Origin of the sequence: Pseudalkalibacillus sp. SCS-8 (assembly GCF_040126055.1) — a bacterium.
Lineage (GTDB): Bacteria > Bacillota > Bacilli > Bacillales > Fictibacillaceae > Pseudalkalibacillus > Pseudalkalibacillus nanhaiensis.
The window spans coordinates 1,229,355-1,251,710 of record NZ_CP143541.1 but is presented as its reverse complement, the minus strand read 5'-3'; the positions used below and the strand labels follow the sequence as shown (position 1 = coordinate 1,251,710).

Here is a 22,356-nt window from a genome sequence, read left to right as displayed (position 1 = left end):
AATTTACATTTGCCAGGGCCATGGAGGTTTATTCCAATTCCACGGATAGCCTGAATAGCTTTGACCGTATTGCATAAGCGGTCCATACTTTTGCTCGATTTGCTGACGAAGCGTCTTACTTTTTTGAGCGTATTCATTGTATTGTTGGATGGCTTGATAATCCTCTGGATGGGTATCCAAATAGAGGGTCAACTCAACTAACACGAAATCCACCTCTTGAAGTTGTTGCATCCATTTGTAGAACTCCTCAGACATCCGCTCCGTCATTGGCGCTACCTTCCTTCCTATTCTTATATGGATTGGTGTAAGGAGCATACAATGCAGGCCAAAGTGTACCTTTCTTCAATGCTGTACAAGGATCAAACTGCTGAAGACCATAAGGTTGATAACCTAAATACAGATTTGGGGGTGTTTCATAATACTTCACGCGAATTGGCGGACAAGGATCGAATGGCCCTACATAAGGATGATAAGACTTCCGAAACGTATACATACAAGGGCAACCTCCTATTAGACGATGTCATATACACCTTATTCAGCAGAAATTGAAATAGAAGCACCAATGCCATATGTACCCTAGTTATGAATAGTAACTTATGGGCATAAAAAAAGAGCGGCCTCTTTAAGAAGACCGCTCTCCGTACGATTTGAAAATATCCTTTAAAATATCGCATCCAACGAATACATACCTGGTCCAGCAAGACCGATTGCAATTGCCACTGCTATGATGGCAATGTTGTATTCTATTCCACCTTCCGAAATCCAATAGCCATTCTTTCCGTGGACTTTCATGATGGCAACAATCATCGGTACGATCATCAAAACAGCCCCGAGTTGAGTAAGGAAACCAAAGGCGATAAGCAATCCACCAATCAACTCTCCAGCCCCTGCAATTAATGCCATTGTATAGCCTGGTTTAATACCGATCGATTCGAAAAAACCACCTGTTCCAGCCAAACCATGACCGCCAAACCAGCCGAATAGCTTTTGTGTCCCGTGAGCTGCAAAGGTCACCCCAAAGACGACTCGTAATAGTAGTAGTGCTATATCCATAAATAACCTCTCCTTTTTGTACTTAACTTCTTTACACTTACTTTATGTAAGTATAATATGCTAATCACTTATTTTTGTCAAGTAACTTTATAATTTTACAGCAAACAGCTCCAGGCAGACGCTTTTATTTTCTTTAAGATATCAACAAAAAAAGAGCTTGGCGGAAGAGGCGGTGTCATGCTTGCATGTAAACCACCTCTAACGACCAAGCTCCTAAGGGGGAGTAACTCTTTTCCTCTATTGTCGAACCTTCAAATGGGACCACTTATAGAATATGCTCCTTTGCTCCCCCTTAAAAATGAAATGGTTGAGCGCAGCGAAAAGGAGCTTGGCGGAAGAGGTGGTGTCATGCTTGCATGTAAACCACCTCTAACAACCAAGCTCTTAAGGGGGAGCAATATGAAATTTCTCAACGATATTGATTCGTCAACACGATTGGCCCCTTCTTCGTAATCGCAACCGTATGCTCAAACTGCGCTGAAAGCTCTCCATCAACCGTACGCGCCGTCCAACCATCCTCCTCTACATACACAAAATACTCCCCACAATTCAACATCGGTTCAATCGTAATAACCATACCCTCTTTCAAAACCGGCCCCTGCTCAATAGGACCAAAATGAGGCACCATAGGAAACTCATGAATGGTTTGACCTATCCCATGACCGATGAAATCCTTTACGACTGAATAGCCCCTCTCATTCGCATAAGTCTCAATTGCATTGGCAATATGACCAATCCGATTCCCTACCTTCGCTTGTTCAATTCCTTTGTAAAGCGCCTTTTCTGCTGCATCAATAAGATCTGCAGCTTCTTCGCTTATGCTTCCCACTGCATAGGACCACGCGGAATCAGCTAACCATCCATTCAAATTCACCACAAAATCAATCGTAACGATATCCCCATCTTTCAACGGGTCTGTAGTTGGAAAGCCATGGCACACCACATCATTGACTGACGCACAAGTTGCATAAGGATAACCTTGATAGCCTTTTTGTTCAGCTGTTGCACCATGTTTTTTAAGGTACTCTTCCACAAATGCGTCAATTTCCATGGTCGTTACGCCTGGGCGGATTAACTTTTTAATTTCTTTATGGCAGTCGCTTAAAAGCCTACCAGCTTCATGCATCCGTTCAACTTCCTCTTTGGTTTTCAATGAGGTAAACAGAATGATCATCCTTTCTACGAGACCTTCTATTTTAAAGACGATGTATCGTTCGCTTATCAAACATTAAAAAAGGATAATTCCATAAAGAATCATCCTATTTTCTACCCTATTCAATAATCTTGAGCAGGTTACTCCGATATTTTCGTTTTCAACGGTTTATGTAGCTTCCTCTCTAACAGCTTACCGATCAACCATAACACAACAACAACAGCACCAATGACGATCATCTTCACAGGCTCTCTTATAATTGAAAAGAAATCATGTCCGATATAGGAGATGAAAAAGACCATGACGAGTTTTCCGAGGCTTACCGCAAGAACGAATGTTAACGTACTTATTTTTGACAACCCACAAACCACATTGATTAAAGCTGAAGGTGTGAAAGGAAAACAATACAGGACAAACAATAGTCCAAATCCTTTTCGTTCAACCCACGATAGTAACGATTTCGTCTTCTTATGGTTTGCGATGAATTTCATGAATCGTTGTTGTGCCAGTCGGCGAACGAGCATGTAAACGAATATGGAGCCGAAGACTGTACCGATCCAGGAAAACAATACGCCCCAGAAAAATCCGTAAGCTGCTGCGTTTCCGGCAACGAATAGCACAAGCGGTAAAATCGGAAGAAATGCTTCAAGCATAGGCAGAAAAATACCCGGAAAAGGTCCGAGATCTTTATACTCTTCCAACCATTTCAGAATATCCTCTTGTGACAGGTCGGTTAAAAAATACTTGAACTTCTCCCAATACACACTCATCGATGTACCCCTTCAATTCAACATCTGTTTGGTATCATTCTATCATAAATTCTACATTGTCATTCAGTAAAAAAAAGCTGCCAGTGAAAACTGGCAGTGAAGCGTTACTTCATCATAGCGGCATAGACCGAGTCATCTAGTTCTTTCGCTTTTTCCGGATTGTATGTTTTTTCATATTCTGGCTCCTGGGTGATTTTCGCCCCCCAGAACATGCTCTCGAATACAGCCTCTACTGTAATTTCGATTTTCGCTAATTTAAGGTTTACGCCTTCCATTGTATCTTCAAGAATTTCAGCTTTTCCCTGGATGGAATAAACGGTTTCAAGACCGATGATATTCAGCACAACACCTGGATTCGCTTTGATGTTGTCAACGATTCTTGAATTGTTCGTCACTGAGAAACGGATACGTTTTTCATCGACACTTTTCACCCATGAAATTGCATTTACATTAGGAGCTCCAGTTTCTGCATCTACTGTTGCAATGTTTACCAGCTTTTCACCCTGAAAAAATTCAACAAGTTCAGGTGAAAGTTTTGTCGGGATTTCCTGTTTTGCCAAGTCAAAAACTCCTTTCAATAGTAACCTTCTTTGAAGCCATGTTCGAATACACCCATCGCTTCCACTAAAACAATCATATCACGCACAAGGAGAGGTGCAAGCCGTAACACTCTCTTCAGTGTTTTTATCGGTTTTGTCAAAGAGAGTAAGGTTGATGTTTTCCAGTTGAAAACAGACCCTTCCTATTCATAAGTTGCCCTTTTTTATGCACCTGCAAACGCACCATATAGAAAAGCTAAGGGATGTTAAAAAAGTCCCTTAGCCTTGTAAACCACAAACAATCACGTGACGAAATCCGGTTTTCGTTGCTGTAACACTGGCTCACCTGTTTTGACTTCTTTACCGGTATGAACATCTAAGACGACCGTGGCTTCATTGAACCAGCTATCCGGTGCGGCATGCCCCCAGAAAGTCGCTCTCCTTGGATCGTTCAAATCCCAACGGATCGGTTTGAAATCGGGGTCACTCGTCAAATAATCGCCTGTATATAACTCGATACGATTACCATCCGGATCTCTTAAATAAAGGAAAAAGGCATTGGATAAGCCGTGGCGTCCTGGACCTCGTTCAATGGAATGTGCATACCCCATTGATGCAAGAACATCACAGCAATGGATCACACTCATCGGGTCACTTAATGAAAAGCCGACATGGTGCATACGTGGTCCGATGCCGTTCATGAATGCGTGATCATGGACAGTCGGTTTTCTATGAAGCCATGCAGCCCACACACGATCATCTTCAGTGGCTGTATATTCTGAACATCGGAACCCGAGTTCATTCATATAGAATGCTTGGGCCGCTTCTACATCTGGGACCATACAGTTGACATGATCGATACGCTGGATGCGGGCACCACGGTATAGGTCATAGCGCTGCAACAAACGTTCTGCACTCTCCATCTCGGCAAAAAATTCAAGCGGTAGTCCCGATGGGTCCTGGACACGCAGCGTTCTTCCAACAGCTCGTTGGTTTCCTTGCTCCATCCATTTCGTTTTCATACCTTTGGAATGGAAATGCTCATGGAGTTGGTCAAGATGACTGTCTTCCATGACTTTATAAGACATCGCCTGGATACCCGGTTTGTCCGCTTTTTTCAATACAAGACTATGATGCACATGTTCTTCCATCCCACGTAGATACAGATGTTCATCGTCCCGCTCAGTCTCAACGAATCCAAGTGCATCGACGTAGAAAGCTTTCGCTTTATCAAGGTCGGTCACCTGCATGACGACCCTGGCGATACGGATAATGTTAAAGTCCATCGTTTGAAGCCTCCTTAAACGTTCACATTCTGAGCGGTAGTCGGTTTTACCCTATCAAGGAAAGATTTGACCATTTCCTTATACGGCTCTTTTTGATAAACGTCATAATACACATTGGACATGCGGATCGGATCGCCAAAGAAATAGTACTCATACAAGGCTTGACGTCCACCGAATGAACTGAGGGAAATATCCCAGGCCAAACGGAACAGCTGTACTTTTTCATATCCATCGATTTGTCCGCCTTGCGTATAACGATGGACGAATTCACCGATTTCTTCACTGTTGAAATCATCCTGTGTCGGCGTGCCCATCAATCCAGATGCACCAAGGATACGGACGATTTCGACCATACGTTGATACACTTTCGGATACCAATTTCGTGCGGCATTCAACGGTGCAAAGTCCGGCGTCATGTTTCCATACTTGTCGAGGGATGCATTTTGTTCTGCACGGAACAAGTGAGAGCGCATCGTTTCGAGGATGATCATCACTTCGGACGCTTTCTCTTTAACATGCTGGAACCGTTCAATGCCGATTGCATCGATCATACTTAAGATGACCCCGAGAACGAATTCCGTCTTGGCCGTATTCTTTGCAATGACTTGATGTGTCATATGGACCATCGCATTCGTTTCCACATAAGTCCGGTTACAGATTTCTGAGCTTCCAGCTACGAAAACGCGCTCCCACGGTACAAAGACGTTATCAAAAATGACAATTGCATCACTTTCTTCGAACCTTGAGCTTAAAGGATGATCCCATTGATTACGGCCGACATCAAACGATTCACGACATACGAACTTCAAGCCTTTCGTATTGTTCGGAATGGCAAAGGCCATCGCATATGGATCGTCATCTGACGAAGCTTTGTTCAATGTTGAAGGGAAGACGACAATTTCGTCTGTAATCCCACCTTGAGTGGCAAGCAAGCGCGCACCGTTTACAACGATGCCGTCTTTATTCTTTTCAACAATATGAGCTGAGATGCCAGGATCTTTTTGTTCATGCTGCATCTTCGATCGATTGACCTGTGGATGGATAAGAGTATGTGTCAAAGTGACATCATTTTCTCGACAGTATTCATAATACTTCCTGACATTCTCTCCAAACATCGGATCCGTTTCTGCAAAGAACTTCTCCGCCGTACCGAATGCCATGACACTCGTGTTCAAGTAATCCGGGGTCCGGCCCATCATACCTCCTGTGTGCCGTGCCCATTCGGTAAACATATTACTTCGTTTCACAAGGTCTTCCTTCGTTTTTGGAGCAATGAAGGACAAGCCTACCTTCTCCCCTGAACTCGGGGATGTATAGAGCATTTCATCAGGTTTTTCGTGCTGCATATCCATCAGCTGTGCCATGGATTGGACGACATTTTTCAAAGCCGGGTGGGTGGTGACATCCTCCACCCGCTCCCCATGAATCCAAACGTTGTTTTTAGCCGCCTTCAACCCTTCTATATATTCTTTACCAGTACGTGCGCCCAAATCGATCCCTCCTGAATTATTGATCTTGATCCTTAAAAAGCTGTCGCCGACAAAATCATTCCTGGTTGTTTATCATGATTCAATCGGAGGTCTATGAATGATTTTGTGTCGTAGATGACGTCAGCTGTTTCTTACCGAATTGCGGAATATGGTGCTCACCCATTGCGACGTGGATGACCTTCATTTCTGTGTAGAACTCAAAGGCATAGTGACCACCTTCACGTCCGATACCAGAAGATTTGGATCCACCAAATGGGATACGAAGATCACGGACATTCTGTGAATTCACCCAGAGCATTCCTGCTTCAACAGCTTGTGCAACCCTATGCCCTTTCTTCATGTCGTTGGTCCATACGTAACCTGCCAGTCCGTATTTAATATCATTGGCAAGCTGAATGGCTTCCTCTTCGGTGGTAAAGGTCATGACCGAAAGAACAGGCCCGAAGATTTCTTCCTGCGCGACCCGCATATCGTTTTTCACATCCAACAATAGGGTCGGAGCAACAAAGTTCCCTGTCTCAAGTCCAGCAGGTATTTCACCCTGGTAGAGTTTGGCTCCTTCTTGGACAGCAATCGCTAAGTAATTTTTCACCCGGTTATAATGTTCCTTATGGATTAGCGGTCCGACTTCTGTTTCCATATCCATCGGATCTCCGACGACGATATTGGATACACGTTCTTTTAGCCGCTCGATGAACGTGTCAGCGATTGATTCCTGGAGGAAAAGCCGTGAGTTCGCAGTGCATCGCTCGCCGTTGAAGGAAAAGATCCCCCATACACATGCATCCAGTGCTCGCTCCATATCGGCATCATCAAAAACGATGATCGGCGACTTTCCACCAAGTTCCATAGAAAAGCGCTTCAAGCTTGCTGCGCCGTTACGCATGATTTCTGAGCCTGTCGTCGTCTCCCCAGTGAACGAAATCAGTTGGACATCAGGGTGTGCGACTAAAGACGCTCCTGCCGTTTCACCAAAGCCGTGTACAATATTGAAAACGCCATTCGGAAGTCCTGCTTCATCAATGATTTCTGCAAGCTTATTAGCCGTCAGCGGGGACCACTCAGCTGGTTTGAGGACGACGGTATTTCCGGTCGCTAAAGCAGGAGCAACCTTCCATGTCTCCAGCATGAACGGAGCATTCCATGGGGTGATCAGCCCTGCAACACCGACAGGCTTCTGTACCGTGTAATTGAGGAACTCATCATCCACTTGATACGCCTCACCGACCATACGATTTTTCACCATCTCCGCATAAAAACGGAAATTGGAAGCGGCTCTCGATGTCATCTTTTTCGTCTGCTTGATAGGAAGACCGGTATCCAAAGACTCGAGATGTGCAATTTCATCGATATGCTCGTCGATCAAGTCTGCAATCTTATTAATGTAAGTGAGACGTTCACTCACTTTCATCGAGCCCCAAGGACCATTACGGAATGCATCTTTCGCAGCATCAACCGCGAATTCGATATCTTCCTTCTGTCCTTCCGCTACTTTATTCAACACTTCAGCTGAGTAAGGGCTTAGATTTTCAAACGTATTCCCCTGATGAGCGTCCTGGAATTTCCCATTAATATAGAGCTGGACAGGATCCTTAACGGTTGGTTTCTGCATGATCGGCACCCCCTGCCGTAACCTTTTCCGTTCTTCCATCTAAAATTTCATTTTCGAGCGCGCCTAAATAATCGATTTCGAGTCGGATCTTATCACCTGGGTAGACATGTGAAATGCCCTTCGGTGTCCCTGTCCAGATTACATCGTTCTCTTCAAGTGTCATGAACGAACTGATAAACTCGATCAACTCTTCAATTCCATAGATAAGGTCTTTCGTATTCCCTTGCTGACGCAACTCTCCATTCACATAAGAACGTAATTCGATGTTATTTACGTCTGGAATGTCGTCCTTATCAACGAAGTAAGGTCCCATAGGTCCGAAGGTATCATGCCCCTTCGCTCGTACAGGCGGACGATACATGTTATTGACGAAATCCCGAACCGTCACATCGTTTGCAATCGTATATCCTTTAACATACTCCATTGCTTCTTCTTTTTTGATGTTGCGACCTTCCTTCCCGATGACGACAGCGAGTTCATTTTCATAGTGCATGTATGTCGCACCATCCGGATAATAAACAGGCGCCTTATGTCCCACAATTGATGAGTTCGGTTTAATGAAAAGCACAGGTTCTTTCGGTTTCTCGAGGCCTAGCTCATCTGCATGATCCGCATAGTTGAGTGCAAGACCGATCATCTTATTCGGTTTGAATGGTGCAAGCCACACGTCAATGTCCTTCTCTTCATACACTTTTCCAGATGAAGCGGTTATCTTGCCATCTTCAAAAATGCCAAACTGTTCTCTGCCTTCTACGATAAAACGAGCATGTTTCATTACGCATGACTCCCTACATTTTTTGATAAAAGACCATAGTGATCGAGGACGGAGCGAATTTCCTTCTGAAGTTCTTCATTCGGAAGGTCCATCGGCAAACGGAGTTGAGGATTGATCCGGTTCATCATACCGAGCGCAGCTTTCAGTGGCGCTGGATTCGTATCCTTGAAAAGGACATCATTCAGCGGCATCAAATCATAATGAAGCTCTTGCGCTTTCTGGACATCTCCGTTCGCCCAGTAGTTGTAAACGTCAGCAACCCTTCCTGGCATGACGTTGGCTGTAGCACTGATATATCCAGCTCCGCCAATTGCAAGCATTGGGTAACAGAGCAGTTCGATGCCTGAATAGAGTAAGAAATCTCGTCCACAATTCAGCAATACCCGGTTCACATGTTCAAAATCTTTATTCGATTCTTTGATACCAATGATGTTCTCGCAGTCTTCGTTAAGGCGGGCAATCGTTTTGACGTCCATATTCACAGCTGTCCGTCCTGGGATGTTGTAAATGATGATTGGAATATCTACGGTGTCGGCAATTGTTTTGAAGTGTTTGTATAAGGCGTGTTGTGAAGGTTTGTTGTAGTAAGGGACGATGACCATGGCGGCATCGGCACCGATTTCTTTTGCTTTCTTGGTGAGGTATAACGTTTCCTGATGGTTGGTTGATCCTGTTCCGGGCACGAATGGAACACGACCGTTAACAGTCTTTGCGGCGGTTTCCATCACTTCTATACGTTCTTCGAGGGTCAAGGAGCTTGGTTCTCCTGTCGTACCTGTTACAGAGATTCCATGCGTCCCGCTCTCAATGTGCCAATTGATCAGCTCTTTCAAGGTTTCAAGATCAAGAGAATCGTCTTCTTTAAACGGCGTAATGATTGGAGCGATGGATCCTCTCATTCGTTGCTTCAACTCATCAAATCTAGACATTCTTTCCTCTCCTTTTATGTTTTATAGATTGGCAATCTCGTAAATTCGTTCATGCATAAAGTGAAGAAATGACTTGGATACCTCCTTATCGTATTCAATGTCTTTGATGATAAAAGGATTTGACCGTATTCAGTTTGTGTTCTCTGACAAAGGATTCAATGACATGAGGTTCAGCTTGCGCATCCAGCAGGCGAATAATTTCATCGTGCTCCTCAATGGATTCTTTGGCTCTTACGGGCATGAATGCCGAACCAGACCTTCTGATTGAGTCGAGACGTTTCCAGGTTGTACGGATGTTCTCAACAAGGTAGCGATTATCACAATACTCATACGTCAGCGCATGGAAGGCTCGATTGTGTTTGCCAAACGAAATGAAATCGACTTCCTCCAAGGCTTGTCTCATAGATGCATTGACAGCCTGAAGATCAGGGATCCGCTCTTTCGGAAAGTGCTGCCCACTGATTGCTGTCGCATACCCTTCAATGACTGCGAGTACTGATAATGTTTCCAAGTACTCGTTTTCATTGATTGGGGTGACGATTGCACCACTATAAGGCTTGAATTGGATTAATCCATCAGATTCAAGCTGACGAAGAGCTTCCCTAACAGGTATCGCGCTTGTCTCAATTTCCCTAGCAATCTGGTCGATGACGATCCGGTAACCAGGTCCGTATGTGCCATCCAGGATTCTGGCACGCAGCAACTGGTACGCATACTGTTGTTTATTCATTGATTTATAGTTAAGCGCTTTCATAAAATTATGATATATAAAATCATATATGATTTCAACTAAAAATTCAGAATTATAACAATAGTCACAAATATATTGCGGGGTGGGGGGGGATCGGGGGAAGTTGTCTTATGCGTTAGCGTCTCTATGGGTGCGCCTGCCTTTCATTGTCGTTTGGATCTTCATCAGGCTTATGAAGTTCTTTTTGCCTGCCTATCATTGTCGTTTTGTCCTTCATCACCCCTATGAAGGACATTTCCGCATATTGTCCGCTCTGATTTGTCCTTCATCCACTCTCAAAGGCTACACACAACACAAAAAAGGTGATGTGAATGGATCATTTCAGATCCTTTCATCATCACCTTCAACCGTTTATGGTAGTGGTACAATTTGATTTTGCACAGCGAAAATGATCGCTTGTGACCGGCTTTTCACTTCTAATTTTTTAAAGATATTGCTGACGTGAATTTTCACTGTCTTATCACTGATAAAAAGACGTTCAGCAATTTGCTTATTGCTCAATCCTTCTACGAGGCAAATGAGGACGTCTTTTTCCCGGTCCGTCAAATCCTTCACGCTTTGATTCAGTTGATTCTTTTTTTGGTGGTAATCTACAAGTTTCTTCGCCATACTCGGATGCAAGATGGAATTACCGTTCGCTACCTCATTTATCGCTTCAATAACCTCTTCTGCAGGTGCATCTTTCAATAGATAGCCGTCTGCGCCTGCTTTCAAGGCTGACATGAAATATTCATCATGCTTGTACATCGTCAGAATGAGGACTCTGCATTCGGGATAATGCCGCTTCACCAGTCCAGTCATTTCGATGCCATTTTTATCTGGAAGGTTGATGTCCATAAGAATGACATCAGGTTTCGTCGTTTCGATCGTCTCGAGAACTTCATTGCCAGAAGTCAGTTCACCTACCACGGCAATATCTTCTTCTACTGCAATGATATTTTTCAACCCGTCTCTCAAGATTGCATGATCGTCAACCAGCAGTACTTTTATCATTGTATTTCTCCCCTACCTACTTTGATATCGGTACGACCATCAGGATCACAGTACCAAATCGCTCCGAACTATTGATTTTCAGAGATGCATCAATTTGATCGGCCAATTCATTCATATTAAGGATACCATAATGCGCATCTGTATTCGCTTTCAATAACGCTTCATACAAATGGAATCCCCTTCCATCGTCTTTCACTCTGACGATCAAGTCATGTTTACGGTATTTGAATGTGACTTGGATCTTGGAAGCTTCAGCATGCTTCGCGGCATTTTGCATCGCTTCTGAAATAACTTCGTAAACATTTTGCTCTATGTGGGGTGGGATTTCAAATGGGACCCCGATTATTTTCATCTTAACTGGAAGGCCATAATCTCTCGTAAGATCTTCTCCCTTGGCACGAACCGCTTCCTCTACACCGAACTTTTCCGTCGGTGCAGGTCGGAGCGCATAGATGGACTCTCGTACTTCCCCAAGACTTCCTCTTAATTTTTCAATGCTCTCATTGACAAGGGTAGTTTTTTCACTCTCAGCTTTGACCCTTTTGGACGACTCAAGCTTCATGACCGCACCTGCAAGGGTCTGAGCGATACCATCATGAATTTCCCTTGCAATTCGGTTTCGTTCCTCCAGCAGGATTCGTTTTTCCCTTTCAGAAAACAACATTCTGGTTTTGATAATGACCGCTAATTGATTGGCAAGTGTCGATAGGAATTGAATATCATTGGACTGATAGATCTGGTTCTTTTCGCTTCCTACTAAAAGGATACCAACAGTTTCATTCTCCACCCGTAAAGGCGTGATCATTACTGAACGGATGGATGGATACAAGTAGGCGGACAACCAAATCGGGATGTGTTTTCGAGCGTTATAATGGATGGATTCATCAACAGATTCCATCCAACTTGTTTCGAAGACATCTTCTATGCCCGTGATGATCCCTCCATTCTGAATGACGACCTTCCATCCTTGGTCTTCTGACTTGATAAGGAACAAGGTTGCATCTGTTTGGATGAACTCATCGATTCTTGATTCGACTGCTGAAGCCCATTGATGTGATGGCAGACTTTGATTCAGCTCCTTGGTGAGCCGCACCAAAGCTTGCAATCTCTTTTTTTCACGATGCTGATTACTAATTACAGCACTGATGATGGATGCTGCAACAAGTGGTGAAAAGAAAAACAGGTAAGAGAAAACGTCTACGACGCCACGATTTTGATTCCCAAGGGCAAACATGAACACAAGATAGGAAATCGATATTAGCACGATCACCGTTTCCTGATACGTCTTATGCTTCCAGTCTTTCCAAGCATATGGCTGGGGCTTTAACCAGAGGACAAGGTCGATGATTAAATTGTTGATCAAATAAAAAATGAACGTAAAGCAAGCTGTATGTACGTAATAATACGTTATGCCATCTGAAATATTGATGTGAAATCGTTCCAAGAAAAACGTTGTGAGAACTGCTGTCAGCCAAAGGGTGATCGCCAACTGACCAGGGTTGAACCAAACGACATGCTGTTTCCTCTTCTTCAGTAAGTTGACTGTCAAACTTACAATGGCAAGCGTGATGATACCGAGCCATATTCCATAAATCAATACGAATGTATAGATCAGCGGGAAACTGAGAGTCGTAATTCCTTTCCAGACCGGAATTGGATAAAGTTCTGTCATGAGGAGGAATGCAATCAATAGGACCAGGGTCCATAAATCACCCTGTATGCGTTCCACTTTAAAGAGACTGAAAAAGACCAAAAACCATCCGAATAGGGTCATGCTAAGGATTGTCGTATTTGTAAGTCGTTCCCGACGCTTAATTAATGAGACGTCCATAATTGATTGCTCCTAATCCTGATCTTCATTACTTATCCGAAGAGCCCCTTTGAAATCCAATAGCCAAAGCCGAATACGAAACCAGCAACAAGCAATAGAATTGCCAGCCATGCATTTTTTATTTTCAAGGTGGATCCTCCTCTTTCTTAAACGTTGAGGTTAACAAGATTACTCGTAATAAGTATACATGAATCCTCAGGATTTTTTGAGTTTCTCATGATATTCCTTATGTGAACGGTTATTCCATCTCATTGAAAAAACCCACCCATATATGATGGGGGGCTTCATCAGTTTTCATTTTACAGTTGGATCGTTCGGATTGTGGCTCGGTTTGATTTCTCTTAGCTTCTCCAAAATACCCATTTGTTCGATATCTTCCTTCGTTCTGGAAGTACCTAGATCATAAATCGTCAAATAGATTTGATTCAGCAGACGGTCATAAATCATGTTATCACGATCTGCGGTATCAAGAACATTGGAAAAGAAATGAGCATGTTCATAACCGATCCTGTCAGCATTCTTAGCCTCTTCTAATAAATCCTTCAATAATGCAGCTTCCTCTTGATTCGCCACAATCTCGAAATCGTAGCTGGATTGCCCTTTCTCATTCCGAACCTCTGCATTGCTGACGCCTGCTTGCATTGTCACATAGTAATGGCTGTCTTCCATCCGGTTCAAGCCTCCAGTCCTTTGATGTTACGTATATTTTGGACATCTTCAATCAAAATATACTTGTTCTTCAGGACTGACATTCAGACCTCGATTTTAGAAAAAATAAATTTATGTAATATTCTGAAAACTAATTGACATCCGGTTGCATATCTTAGATAATAACTAAAAGGGTTTGGGAGGAATCCTCATGAACAAACACACCTCATCATTTCAAGCTAAGATGAAAGAACAGGCTCAACAGAAACAAAAGAGAGCTGAACAGTTTTTTGTATCCCTTGCCGCCCAATTGATCTTAGACGAGGCATTTTTTGAACACCAGAGAGAAAAGCTACTAGTCCAAATTGATGAAGCCTTGGCCCGCAATGATTATAAGTCATTTTTAGAATTGTCGGAAAAGTATAGAAGGTATCAGGATAATTAATGTTTTAAAGGAGTTGACTCTGTCAGCTCCTTTTACTGTTCCCATTAAACAGCGATTAACGTAGCGACCATATCGTCATGTCCTTCACCACAAGGTACTGTACAGAAAATTTGATACTCACCTGGCTCTAACGTAACCTTCATCGACCCTTCACCTTCAATGTTGTATTCGGGAAAGCCTTTAATACCAAAACCATGATGGCCCTCGACACTTTTGAAGTTTATCGTAATGGGTTTACCAGCAAATACTTTGTAAATTTCTTTATTGAAGCGCCAGTTTTCTGCTTCAACTTCAATTACTGTGACAGGTCGGATATCTTCTTGCCTTGAATGATCAGGGACACAACCAAGCAGTGTTATGAACAGGAGTAAGAAACATGGGAGTAGACGTATTCCGAACATTTGGTTGCCTCCTTTTACGTTAGGGGATTTAATCTCTATTCTGTTCTAGGGAGCAGCCTTACATACGAAGTCAAAAAAATGAAGCACTGATTATGATGAAGATAAATCTCTCCACATCATGATCGAGTGCTTACTCTATTTTAAATGATTGATCGATTAATAACAGACAAAGGAGACGATCTGTCTACGATCAATCCCAAAATATACCCATCGATATCCTGTCCAACGGTATCCTGCCACAGATCTTCTTCCTACGAATGTGAGCCATGCCCAATACGAATAACCGCCCCTAAGCCAAATGTAAACATATCTACCTACACAAGGACGTATTGCACCGGGGTCGACCGCATATGTGCCTGCATTTGCGGTTGCCTGCAAGGATGCTGAAGATTGATTAGGTGTAAACTTTGGTGGTGGACCAGGCGGAGGTCCTCCTCCAGTTGGGAATGGAGGTCCACTTGGGGGACCTTGTTGCTGCCCTCCACCGCCTAAAATATTTTTCAAAAGAGACGAAAGCGGGTTATTTTGCCGATTGTTCAAAGACACACTCCCCCTTCCATATGGGTTTCAGACTATTCTATGTTCCGGATAGATAGAGAGTGCTGGGTAATTGCCCAAATCATTACTCTTGACCTACCCCAAAACCCTTTGCTACATCGAACTACTTAGTAAGGCAATTCCCTGGAGGGTTCAATGTGTCCAAATACATCATTCACCATCAAACCAAAATCATTCACCAATCCTCATTTGTTTGTGACGCATGCAACATACCCCATTATGATCATCAGCATCGTGAAGACAGTATTAACAGTCATTATATTCATTCCTTATTGGAAAAGTCATATGATACATGCCCTTATTGTATGGATCACTCGAATGCATTTCTTCGAAAATTGGAACATGTTTAAAAATCAAGGTATCAAAAAAAGCCAAGCTCCCAACCTGGCTTTTTTCATACGTCCTATTCATTCTTATTATGCTGCATGATTTCTTGCTCTGTAATGGCATCGACACCTGTATCCAGATCTTCCTCATCAAAATCTACAATTGAATTTCCCATCGAACCGTCTAGATAAAACAGCTGGGATGGATTTTCTGTAGAGCCTGTTTCGTACCCAGGATTAAGCGCTGAATCAGAATACAGTTCAGGTTGTTTCTTCGACTTGTTTGATTCTTTTCCCATTGTATCCACTCCTTACAAGACAAATACTTTTTTATATTGTTTTACTCATATGATGGCAATGGTAGGAATTATTCGTACAATCTAGTACTAACCTTGACTTAAATCGTCCATTTCATACGTTCGAATCATTCAAAAAGGGGCTGACGAAAGATTGTCAGCCCCTGGTGTCTTTGTTGTTTTAACCTGATTTCTTCTTTTTCTTGGAGAGTTTGTCTAGTACCCACCCCTGACCGACTTCACAATATCGGAGTGGTAATTCCATCTGAGCCAAAATAGTGTCTTTTCCGACAAGGTTCAAGTTACCTGTTTCCTCGTTCAGGATATCAATTTGTGCCGTTTCCGTCTTCGATAGTGGGACGACTATGTTGCTTAATCCTTTGATTTTAAATGACTTCCCATCAAAAGAAAGCTTGTGACAGTGGGGAGGTTGACCTAGTTTTATTTTTTCCAAACTTGCTTCCCTCCTATTTTGGATTGACTATATTGTATCAGATTTCAACCAAGAAAAAAGGGTATTTTTTGATATTTTTTAATTTTCATTCAATTGAAATATTTTTGTCAATCTGTGTCTGTTTCGACATGATTTTCCATAAAAGAAGCAAGCTCTGAAAACTGCTTTTTCTTCATTTGAGCCCGATAAATTTTTTCCCCTATGATGAATTGCACGATACCACCGGAAGGATAGAGGTGATTATCCTCATGTAGTCCTGTCAAGATCTCACAACGGTCCACTTTTTCCCAGGGAAACGAGCGAATGCCGACTCGTAATCCTTTTTCACCTATTCCCATATAGATTGTGGAATAGATTTGTGTAATGAATAGACCAAGGTGCATCACTAAGTAAAGGATACTCGGCAGATTGGGCAAATCATCAAAAAGCACAAACAAGGGGAAGAAGATAATCAATACCATTTGCAAGGTACGTAAGACAAAGATTTGACCTGAATCACCACAGTTGATCAATTTATATTTCCGATCAAGCTGCTTATTCAAGTAATAGGTCCTTGCAATATAAAAAATGGATAGAAGAATGAAAAATGAAATAATAAATAGGAAAATGCCATAGAGCCAGTCCACATTTCCTTCCTCCCTTCTATAACAAGTATATCATTATCTCCCACAACAACCTATTATATGGAAAACCAACTGCATTCAAGTCATTATATAGATAGCCAATAAAAAAGAGACTCCCTTATCAACCCTGGGAGGTCTCTTTACCTTCACCGTCCAAATTCACCATTTTCAGTGATTCAGCATTCTCAAACAGCAGGATACACATTGAAACTGCCCACGCCAACGGGGTATTTTCATTCGGTATATCCTTCCCACCTACATATAATTCAGGAACTTCCCCGTTTTCAGGAATGATCCGTTTGGTTTTCTCCAAGTAGTCTTCCATCTTATCCAGGTTTCCTAATTGTCCATAACACAAGCCGAGCCAAGGAAACCCAAAACACCATTCTGCCTCTGAACCTTCATTGAAATATTGATCGCCTACATAACGGATGCACCCATAGGTCCGCTCCAACTGTGAGGTCACCCGATCCAAGATCATGAGAGCGGTTTTTCTTGATACGATTTGATAAGGATAAATCAAGGAAAGAAGTGCCAGGTCTGTGTCTTTCGTGTTACTTTCCCTTGGTAAGAGGAAGCGGAGGGTTTCTTCTCCTTTTTTAATCAGATCATCTGGAACGTCGACTAACATACGGACTTCTTTCAAGCCGGCAACGCATGCACCAACACTGGAAGCATGAAGTTCCTGATACTCTTCCCACATTCCGTTATCTTCATCAGACCAATACTGGACACATTCAAGATAATCCACGAGCTTTTGCAGGATTTCCCGATCTTTTTCATCCCGGATCATCCGCTTCCCTCTGGATAGCCCTGCGCCAATTCCCCATAAGAAACTGCCTATCGCATCATGCTGGGCATGCCCCCATTCCACGGGCAGCTCCTTTAAATCAGTCGAATAACGGGCATGAATGTATTCATACCGATACACTGGTCTTTTGAAACGATGAATATCGATTTTCCACTCATACGTTTTAAACAAATCCAAGAGTGCATAATAGGCGTCTTCATATAAGCCATCATTGCGATACAAATACGGCAAAGCGGTATAACAGACATCACGGATCCATACGTAGGAATAATGTTTTGAGGGACTGGCAAGGTATGCACCGTTTGAAAGCCTCATCGTATCCAACACTTCATATAGTTTAGATTTCTCGATCATATGAACCTTCCTCACCTTATTGAACCTTGTTGTTTCCTTTATTCCCAAAAAAACATTCACTTACTCCATAACTTTCAATAAAAACCATACTCTTTTACAACTTTAAAGCCACTACTATCGTATTCAGCAACCGTCCAAATGCCAGCCCATTTGAACATAAAAAAGCCGTCCAAAGAGCTTATAGAAGCGCTCAGGCCGGCTGTTCATCCTGTTATACAGTCCCACTTACAGCTTGTAAGTATCCGAATTCCAGTTCCTCTTTCGAAAGAGGCTTGCTGAAGTAAAAGCCCTGGACCTCTTCACAGCTAATCGACTTGAGGAAATCAAGCTGCTCATGGGTTTCCACCCCTTCCACTACGACAGACAAGTTGAAATGGTGTGAGAGATCGGTGATGGCTTTCACCATCGCAATGTCATTCGAGCTATGAGGGACATCGGTGATGAAAGGTCTTGCAATTTTCAACTGATTCAACGGATAGTTTTTCACATAACTTAATGAAGAGTATCCCGTGCCAAAATCGTCGATGGAGATTTGGACGCCTGTCGATGAAATTTCCCGTAATTGTTCGGTCAGGAAATCCTCATCATTCATGGCGACACTTTCCGTAATTTCAATGATGAGCTTGTTTGCTGGAAACGAGTACTTCTCAATCAACTCACGCAGTCTTGAGCTTAAGTCCCCTTTTTTGAATTGCTGCGGACATAGATTCACACTTAATCGCGGTGGGGCAATTCCCTGACGCTCCCATACCATGTATTGGGAGATCGCAGTTTCCATCACGATCTGATCAATGGGAACGATCAAGTCGAATTCTTCAGCCAGGGGAATGAATTCTCCTGGTGATATGAATCCTCGGATTGGATGTTGCCAACGTACAAGGGCTTCAACACCGGAAAGCTTTCCATCAAAAATATCAAACTGCGGCTGATAAAATACAATAAATTCATTCCGTTTTACAGCGGAATGCAAATCACTCAGCATTTCCATCCTGCCAACAAGCTCATTATTCATTTCCGGCTCATAAAAGACGACTTTATTTTGCCGGACTTCCTTTGCCTTGAATACGGCAAGGTCAGCATGCTTCATAAGCTCTTCAGATGAATTCGCAAATTCAGGGTAAATCACTGCCCCGATGCTCAACGTAATCGTAAGTTCTTTCTCATTGACAACAAACGGCTGCTCGACGGACTTGATGATCTCCCTAGTCAGGTCTTCAATATCTTTTGAATCATGAAATCCTTCCATGAGGATAGAGAATTCATCACCCCCATGACGAGCGAAGAACAGCTCAGCCGGTATACTCGCTTGAATCCGGTCCACAATCTGCAGCAAAAGTTCGTCACCGATCGAGTGACCGAGTGTATCGTTAATGTGCTTCAAACGGTCGATATCGATAATTATGAGACCGACATTCGTTTGGTTCTGTTTTGAAACTTGAATCTTCCAATCAATCATTTGTTCCAGTGATCGACGGTTCGGCAAACGACTGAACGGATCATGTGTAGCAATGTATTCGATCTGTTTAAACGCATTTTCCAAATCATGATGAGAATCTGTCAATTCTTTCGTCCGTTCCCCGATTTTCTTTTCTAGCTGCTGGTTGAAAATCTTCAGTCTTCTGATCAGGGATTGGTTTTGAACGATACTGATCATATCCCTGCAAATGACAAGCAGGACCGTCACCACCATCCCAGCAAAGAGAACATTATGATCCCTGTATGAGAAAATGAATACATAAAGGAGAACCAGTACACCGGTATATTGGATGATCGGTCTGATCACTTCCCAATGACCATAGCTTATCCTTGATAATGGATTCACTTTCCTTCGGTTCGTTTGTTTTCTTATGAATGAAGAAGCGATTATAAACATGCCTAATCCATATAAGAAGAGATATTTTTCTTTGAAGAGCTGACCATCCATCGAGTCAATCAACAAGACAACATTTGAAATTGTACAAATTGAAATTCCAGCAAGTAGACCATTCAAGACTGGTCTCGCAATTGGGCGATCGATGACCAAAAAGAACGTTGCCAATATGAACAAAACATAGAGTGTGCCCAGTGGATAAACAATGGTATATAGATAGTCATCCAAACTTGCATATGTTTGGTAGGTGACATAAAGAATGGAACCAAAAACAGTCATCGAGATATGGAGATCCAATAACAAATAACTTAATTGGAAATTCGTCCGGACCTTCTTCAAAATAATACCGAGACCGATTGCCAATGACAGGATATGTATGAGCCAAAAGCTCTCAGAAAGGAGGCGTAGCGGTCCTGAATCCACAGGAATGAAATACCTTAGAACTTCAGCAAGTCCAACTGTCACGATACTTATCCCTGTAAAAACGGCAAGCATCCGCTTCAGCTTCGATTCATTCAACGCTCCCTTTCGTAGAAATCCTATACTGATCAGGAGCAGGAACCCAAAACTGGAGATGGCAAAATATGAAAACCCTTCAGAATTGAAACTGAAAAGACTGTATATGACAAACATCGTAATGGTGAAAATCGCAATCAATCGATTAGTCATGGTCATTGATTTTAGCCTCCACATTGAGCTCATATACCTTTAATATCGACATTGATTCCCTGCTTGTTTAGCAATCTCTCTTATTATTTTCAGTGAAAAAAGCATTCCTCAACCAGGTGGAGAGTGCTAAACTACCAGTAATGGCATCCATTCGATAGGAGGTTTCCAGTTGAAACAAGAACCATTCATCAATCCATACATAGCTATTTTTATCGGCGTTTTATCTGTTTCAACCTCTGCTATACTCGTAAAATTATCATCAGCACCAGCACCTGTCATTGCAGGATATCGTCTATTATTCACCACCCTGCTTATGCTCCCGGTAATGGTGATCTACTTCAGAAACGATTTTAAGAGATTGACTAGAAGAGACCTGCTCTATTGTCTATTCTCAGGGATTTTCTTAGCCGTCCATTTCATTCTTTGGTTCGAATCGTTGAATTACACGTCTGTGGCAAGCTCGGTGGTCCTTGTCGCATTGCAGCCGATTTTCGCTTTTGTCGGCACATATATTTTCTTTAAGGAAAAATTATCTTTGAAAGCTTTACTTGGAGGACTCTTAGCAATCAGCGGAAGTGTATTGATCAGCTGGGGGGATTTTAAGATCAGTGGAATGGCGCTGTTCGGTGATTTGTTAGCCCTACTCGGCGCCGTGGCCGTGACGGTTTACTATTTATTTGGACAAACACTCAGGAAGCATCTTCATCTCATGACCTATACATTCCTTGTCTATGGAATGGCGACTTGTACACTTTTCATTTATTGTCTGAGCCTTGATTATGACCTTGCGCCATATCCACAGATGGATTGGATCTATTTCTTACTGCTTGCGATCTTCCCAACTTTGCTTGGGCATTCCATCTTCAACTGGGCGTTGAAACATGTTAGTACGACCGTCATTTCAATGAGCATCCTCGGAGAACCGATCGGGGCATCCATTCTCGCCTATTTCCTACTTGGAGAATCCGTTCGTCTTGAACAATTCATAGGGGGCATGATAATCCTATTCGGTATTTATATGTTTTTGAGGAGACCAAAATATAAAGCTTCCAGGAAGGCGTCCTCTAAAGATCCGGTAAAAGAGGTCCGGGAAAATGTTTAAAGTAGTCCTACCAGTATTGGTTGCCTGGCTCATTCTTGGCATCGCTTTTCAATCAAAGGACGAATTCTGGCTCCTGTTCCCTATCGTCCAAGGAGGGCTTTTGCTATACGCCTGGTGGAAAGCACGACCTTCGTTAGGAGCTCCGAAAGCACAGCAAATCTTCCTAGCCGTTGTAAGTGGCGTTTTCTTATATGGATTGTTTGCCTTCGGGAAAACAGTCGTCTTGTCCATGGCTCCAACCCTTTTTGAAGAACTCGGAGCCCTGTACGGATTGATTCAGCCGAAGACGATTTGGCATACCCTGCTTGTGTTTGTGTTAATCATCCCTGCTGAGGAATGGTTTTGGAGGGGCTTTGTCCAATCCTCCCTCCCAGGTTCCTCTGTTTTCCGTATCGGTGTTGCAGTCACATTGTATGCTGCTGCCCACATCGCATCCGGCAGCCTCTTGCTTGTTGCAGCTGCACTTGTTGCAGGCTTGTTCTGGGGAATTTTATACGAATATACGCAGTCTCTTTTACCAGCTCTCATTTCACATTGGATTTTTGACCTGTTTTTCTTTCTTTTATTTCCATTACTGTGACAATAAAAAAAGAGACTGGCTGGATGCCGATCCCTTT

Annotated in this window: 25 protein-coding genes; 3 read left to right on the top strand and 22 right to left on the bottom strand. The window is 42.8% G+C overall.

Features of this window, described 5'->3' with window-relative positions:
* Positions 1-3: 3 nt before the first annotated feature.
* The 15 genes from V1497_RS06520 to V1497_RS06450 all read right to left on the bottom strand — a co-directional run bounded on the left by V1497_RS06520 (position 4) and on the right by V1497_RS06450 (position 13,851).
* Complete coding sequence (locus V1497_RS06520) at positions 4-267, bottom strand: spore coat protein CotJB (protein ID WP_349410168.1); 264 nt, start codon at positions 265-267, stop codon at positions 4-6.
* Positions 248-493, bottom strand: a complete 246-nt coding sequence (locus V1497_RS06515; protein ID WP_349410167.1) for a spore coat associated protein CotJA — start codon at positions 491-493, stop codon at positions 248-250. Before V1497_RS06515 ends, V1497_RS06520 begins: the two co-directional genes overlap by 20 nt.
* 167 nt (positions 494-660) lie before the next feature.
* Positions 661-1,053: a DoxX family protein gene (locus tag V1497_RS06510; protein WP_349410166.1), complete on the bottom strand. Its 393-nt coding sequence runs from the start codon at positions 1,051-1,053 to the stop codon at positions 661-663.
* A 409-nt stretch (positions 1,054-1,462) separates the two neighbouring features.
* A complete protein-coding gene (map, locus tag V1497_RS06505; RefSeq protein ID WP_349410165.1) occupies positions 1,463-2,227 on the bottom strand; it encodes a type I methionyl aminopeptidase in 765 nt (254 codons plus the stop codon).
* 119 nt (positions 2,228-2,346) lie between these two features.
* On the bottom strand, positions 2,347-2,976 hold the full coding sequence (locus V1497_RS06500; RefSeq protein WP_349410164.1) for a TVP38/TMEM64 family protein: 630 nt from the start codon (positions 2,974-2,976) through the stop codon (positions 2,347-2,349).
* Positions 2,977-3,080: 104 nt separating this feature from the next.
* On the bottom strand, positions 3,081-3,536 hold the full coding sequence (locus V1497_RS06495; RefSeq protein ID WP_349410163.1) for a pyridoxamine 5'-phosphate oxidase family protein: 456 nt from the start codon (positions 3,534-3,536) through the stop codon (positions 3,081-3,083).
* 281 nt (positions 3,537-3,817) lie between these two features.
* Positions 3,818-4,801: a 3,4-dihydroxyphenylacetate 2,3-dioxygenase gene (gene hpaD, locus V1497_RS06490; RefSeq protein ID WP_349410162.1), complete on the bottom strand. Its 984-nt coding sequence runs from the start codon at positions 4,799-4,801 to the stop codon at positions 3,818-3,820.
* A gap of 14 nt (positions 4,802-4,815) precedes the next feature.
* Positions 4,816-6,291, bottom strand: a complete 1,476-nt coding sequence (gene hpaB / locus V1497_RS06485) for a 4-hydroxyphenylacetate 3-monooxygenase, oxygenase component (protein ID WP_349410161.1) — start codon at positions 6,289-6,291, stop codon at positions 4,816-4,818.
* A 91-nt stretch (positions 6,292-6,382) separates the two neighbouring features.
* Positions 6,383-7,903, bottom strand: coding sequence for a 5-carboxymethyl-2-hydroxymuconate semialdehyde dehydrogenase (hpaE, locus tag V1497_RS06480; RefSeq protein WP_349410160.1), 1,521 nt, complete (start codon positions 7,901-7,903; stop codon positions 6,383-6,385).
* Complete coding sequence (locus V1497_RS06475; protein ID WP_349410159.1) at positions 7,884-8,678, bottom strand: fumarylacetoacetate hydrolase family protein; 795 nt, start codon at positions 8,676-8,678, stop codon at positions 7,884-7,886. Before V1497_RS06475 ends, hpaE begins: the two co-directional genes overlap by 20 nt.
* On the bottom strand, positions 8,678-9,607 hold the full coding sequence (gene hpaI, locus V1497_RS06470) for a 2,4-dihydroxyhept-2-ene-1,7-dioic acid aldolase (protein WP_349410158.1): 930 nt from the start codon (positions 9,605-9,607) through the stop codon (positions 8,678-8,680). Before hpaI ends, V1497_RS06475 begins: the two co-directional genes overlap by 1 nt.
* A gap of 94 nt (positions 9,608-9,701) precedes the next feature.
* On the bottom strand, positions 9,702-10,337 hold the full coding sequence (locus V1497_RS06465; protein WP_349410157.1) for a GntR family transcriptional regulator: 636 nt from the start codon (positions 10,335-10,337) through the stop codon (positions 9,702-9,704).
* Positions 10,338-10,709: 372 nt separating this feature from the next.
* The gene (locus V1497_RS06460; RefSeq protein WP_349410156.1) at positions 10,710-11,351 is read right to left on the bottom strand and encodes a response regulator transcription factor; all 642 of its coding nucleotides are present in this window, start codon (positions 11,349-11,351) and stop codon (positions 10,710-10,712) included.
* A 16-nt stretch (positions 11,352-11,367) separates the two neighbouring features.
* Entirely contained in the window at positions 11,368-13,182 is a 1,815-nt protein-coding gene (locus V1497_RS06455) for a GAF domain-containing sensor histidine kinase (RefSeq protein ID WP_349410155.1), read from the bottom strand.
* A gap of 294 nt (positions 13,183-13,476) precedes the next feature.
* Positions 13,477-13,851 carry a hypothetical protein gene (locus V1497_RS06450; RefSeq protein WP_349410154.1) on the bottom strand — a complete coding sequence of 125 codons (375 nt, stop codon included), beginning with the start codon at positions 13,849-13,851 and terminating at the stop codon, positions 13,477-13,479.
* A gap of 190 nt (positions 13,852-14,041) precedes the next feature.
* Here V1497_RS06450 and V1497_RS06445 point away from each other — a divergent pair, with 190 nt between their 5' ends.
* Positions 14,042-14,275 carry an IDEAL domain-containing protein gene (locus V1497_RS06445; RefSeq protein ID WP_349410153.1) on the top strand — a complete coding sequence of 78 codons (234 nt, stop codon included), beginning with the start codon at positions 14,042-14,044 and terminating at the stop codon, positions 14,273-14,275.
* Between the two features lie 44 nt (positions 14,276-14,319).
* On the opposite strand, the gene V1497_RS06440 is transcribed toward V1497_RS06445, so the two are convergent.
* The 7 genes from V1497_RS06440 to V1497_RS06410 all read right to left on the bottom strand — a co-directional run bounded on the left by V1497_RS06440 (position 14,320) and on the right by V1497_RS06410 (position 20,643).
* Positions 14,320-14,676, bottom strand: a complete 357-nt coding sequence (locus V1497_RS06440; protein ID WP_349410152.1) for a cytochrome C oxidase subunit II — start codon at positions 14,674-14,676, stop codon at positions 14,320-14,322.
* A gap of 156 nt (positions 14,677-14,832) precedes the next feature.
* Entirely contained in the window at positions 14,833-15,222 is a 390-nt protein-coding gene (locus tag V1497_RS06435) for a transporter (RefSeq protein ID WP_414703603.1), read from the bottom strand.
* Between the two features lie 415 nt (positions 15,223-15,637).
* Complete coding sequence (locus tag V1497_RS06430; RefSeq protein ID WP_349410150.1) at positions 15,638-15,859, bottom strand: hypothetical protein; 222 nt, start codon at positions 15,857-15,859, stop codon at positions 15,638-15,640.
* Between the two features lie 178 nt (positions 15,860-16,037).
* Positions 16,038-16,310, bottom strand: a complete 273-nt coding sequence (locus tag V1497_RS06425; RefSeq protein WP_349410149.1) for a hypothetical protein — start codon at positions 16,308-16,310, stop codon at positions 16,038-16,040.
* Positions 16,311-16,417: 107 nt separating this feature from the next.
* Positions 16,418-16,936 (bottom strand): hypothetical protein, encoded by a 519-nt coding sequence (locus V1497_RS06420; RefSeq protein WP_349410148.1) that lies wholly within the window; start codon positions 16,934-16,936, stop codon positions 16,418-16,420.
* 118 nt (positions 16,937-17,054) lie between these two features.
* Positions 17,055-18,098 carry a glycoside hydrolase family 15 protein gene (locus V1497_RS06415; protein ID WP_349410147.1) on the bottom strand — a complete coding sequence of 348 codons (1,044 nt, stop codon included), beginning with the start codon at positions 18,096-18,098 and terminating at the stop codon, positions 17,055-17,057.
* Positions 18,099-18,309: 211 nt separating this feature from the next.
* Positions 18,310-20,643, bottom strand: a complete 2,334-nt coding sequence (locus tag V1497_RS06410) for a putative bifunctional diguanylate cyclase/phosphodiesterase (protein WP_349410146.1) — start codon at positions 20,641-20,643, stop codon at positions 18,310-18,312.
* A gap of 163 nt (positions 20,644-20,806) precedes the next feature.
* On the opposite strand from V1497_RS06410, the gene V1497_RS06405 reads away from it, so the two are divergent.
* Positions 20,807-21,739 carry a DMT family transporter gene (locus V1497_RS06405; protein WP_349410145.1) on the top strand — a complete coding sequence of 311 codons (933 nt, stop codon included), beginning with the start codon at positions 20,807-20,809 and terminating at the stop codon, positions 21,737-21,739.
* Complete coding sequence (locus V1497_RS06400; RefSeq protein WP_349410144.1) at positions 21,732-22,319, top strand: CPBP family intramembrane glutamic endopeptidase; 588 nt, start codon at positions 21,732-21,734, stop codon at positions 22,317-22,319. Before V1497_RS06405 ends, V1497_RS06400 begins: the two co-directional genes overlap by 8 nt.
* Positions 22,320-22,356: the final 37 nt, after the last annotated feature.

What these genes read in the sequence shown, in the direction of transcription:
- V1497_RS06520 (WP_349410168.1), bottom strand. Translation starts at nt 267, where the DNA reads ATGACGGAGCGGATGTCTGAGGAGTTCTACAAATGGATGCAACAACTT.
- V1497_RS06515 (WP_349410167.1), bottom strand. Translation starts at nt 493, where the DNA reads ATGTATACGTTTCGGAAGTCTTATCATCCTTATGTAGGGCCATTCGAT.
- V1497_RS06510 (WP_349410166.1), bottom strand. Translation starts at nt 1,053, where the DNA reads ATGGATATAGCACTACTACTATTACGAGTCGTCTTTGGGGTGACCTTT.
- map (WP_349410165.1), bottom strand. Translation starts at nt 2,227, where the DNA reads ATGATCATTCTGTTTACCTCATTGAAAACCAAAGAGGAAGTTGAACGG.
- V1497_RS06500 (WP_349410164.1), bottom strand. Translation starts at nt 2,976, where the DNA reads ATGAGTGTGTATTGGGAGAAGTTCAAGTATTTTTTAACCGACCTGTCA.
- hpaD (WP_349410162.1), bottom strand. Translation starts at nt 4,801, where the DNA reads ATGGACTTTAACATTATCCGTATCGCCAGGGTCGTCATGCAGGTGACC.
- hpaE (WP_349410160.1), bottom strand. Translation starts at nt 7,903, where the DNA reads ATGCAGAAACCAACCGTTAAGGATCCTGTCCAGCTCTATATTAATGGG.
- V1497_RS06475 (WP_349410159.1), bottom strand. Translation starts at nt 8,678, where the DNA reads ATGAAACATGCTCGTTTTATCGTAGAAGGCAGAGAACAGTTTGGCATT.
- hpaI (WP_349410158.1), bottom strand. Translation starts at nt 9,607, where the DNA reads ATGTCTAGATTTGATGAGTTGAAGCAACGAATGAGAGGATCCATCGCT.
- V1497_RS06465 (WP_349410157.1), bottom strand. Translation starts at nt 10,337, where the DNA reads ATGAATAAACAACAGTATGCGTACCAGTTGCTGCGTGCCAGAATCCTG.
- V1497_RS06460 (WP_349410156.1), bottom strand. Translation starts at nt 11,351, where the DNA reads ATGATAAAAGTACTGCTGGTTGACGATCATGCAATCTTGAGAGACGGG.
- V1497_RS06455 (WP_349410155.1), bottom strand. Translation starts at nt 13,182, where the DNA reads ATGGACGTCTCATTAATTAAGCGTCGGGAACGACTTACAAATACGACA.
- V1497_RS06450 (WP_349410154.1), bottom strand. Translation starts at nt 13,851, where the DNA reads ATGGAAGACAGCCATTACTATGTGACAATGCAAGCAGGCGTCAGCAAT.
- V1497_RS06445 (WP_349410153.1), top strand. Translation starts at nt 14,042, where the DNA reads ATGAACAAACACACCTCATCATTTCAAGCTAAGATGAAAGAACAGGCT.
- V1497_RS06440 (WP_349410152.1), bottom strand. Translation starts at nt 14,676, where the DNA reads ATGTTCGGAATACGTCTACTCCCATGTTTCTTACTCCTGTTCATAACA.
- V1497_RS06430 (WP_349410150.1), bottom strand. Translation starts at nt 15,859, where the DNA reads ATGGGAAAAGAATCAAACAAGTCGAAGAAACAACCTGAACTGTATTCT.
- V1497_RS06415 (WP_349410147.1), bottom strand. Translation starts at nt 18,098, where the DNA reads ATGATCGAGAAATCTAAACTATATGAAGTGTTGGATACGATGAGGCTT.
- V1497_RS06410 (WP_349410146.1), bottom strand. Translation starts at nt 20,643, where the DNA reads ATGACCATGACTAATCGATTGATTGCGATTTTCACCATTACGATGTTT.
- V1497_RS06400 (WP_349410144.1), top strand. Translation starts at nt 21,732, where the DNA reads ATGTTTAAAGTAGTCCTACCAGTATTGGTTGCCTGGCTCATTCTTGGC.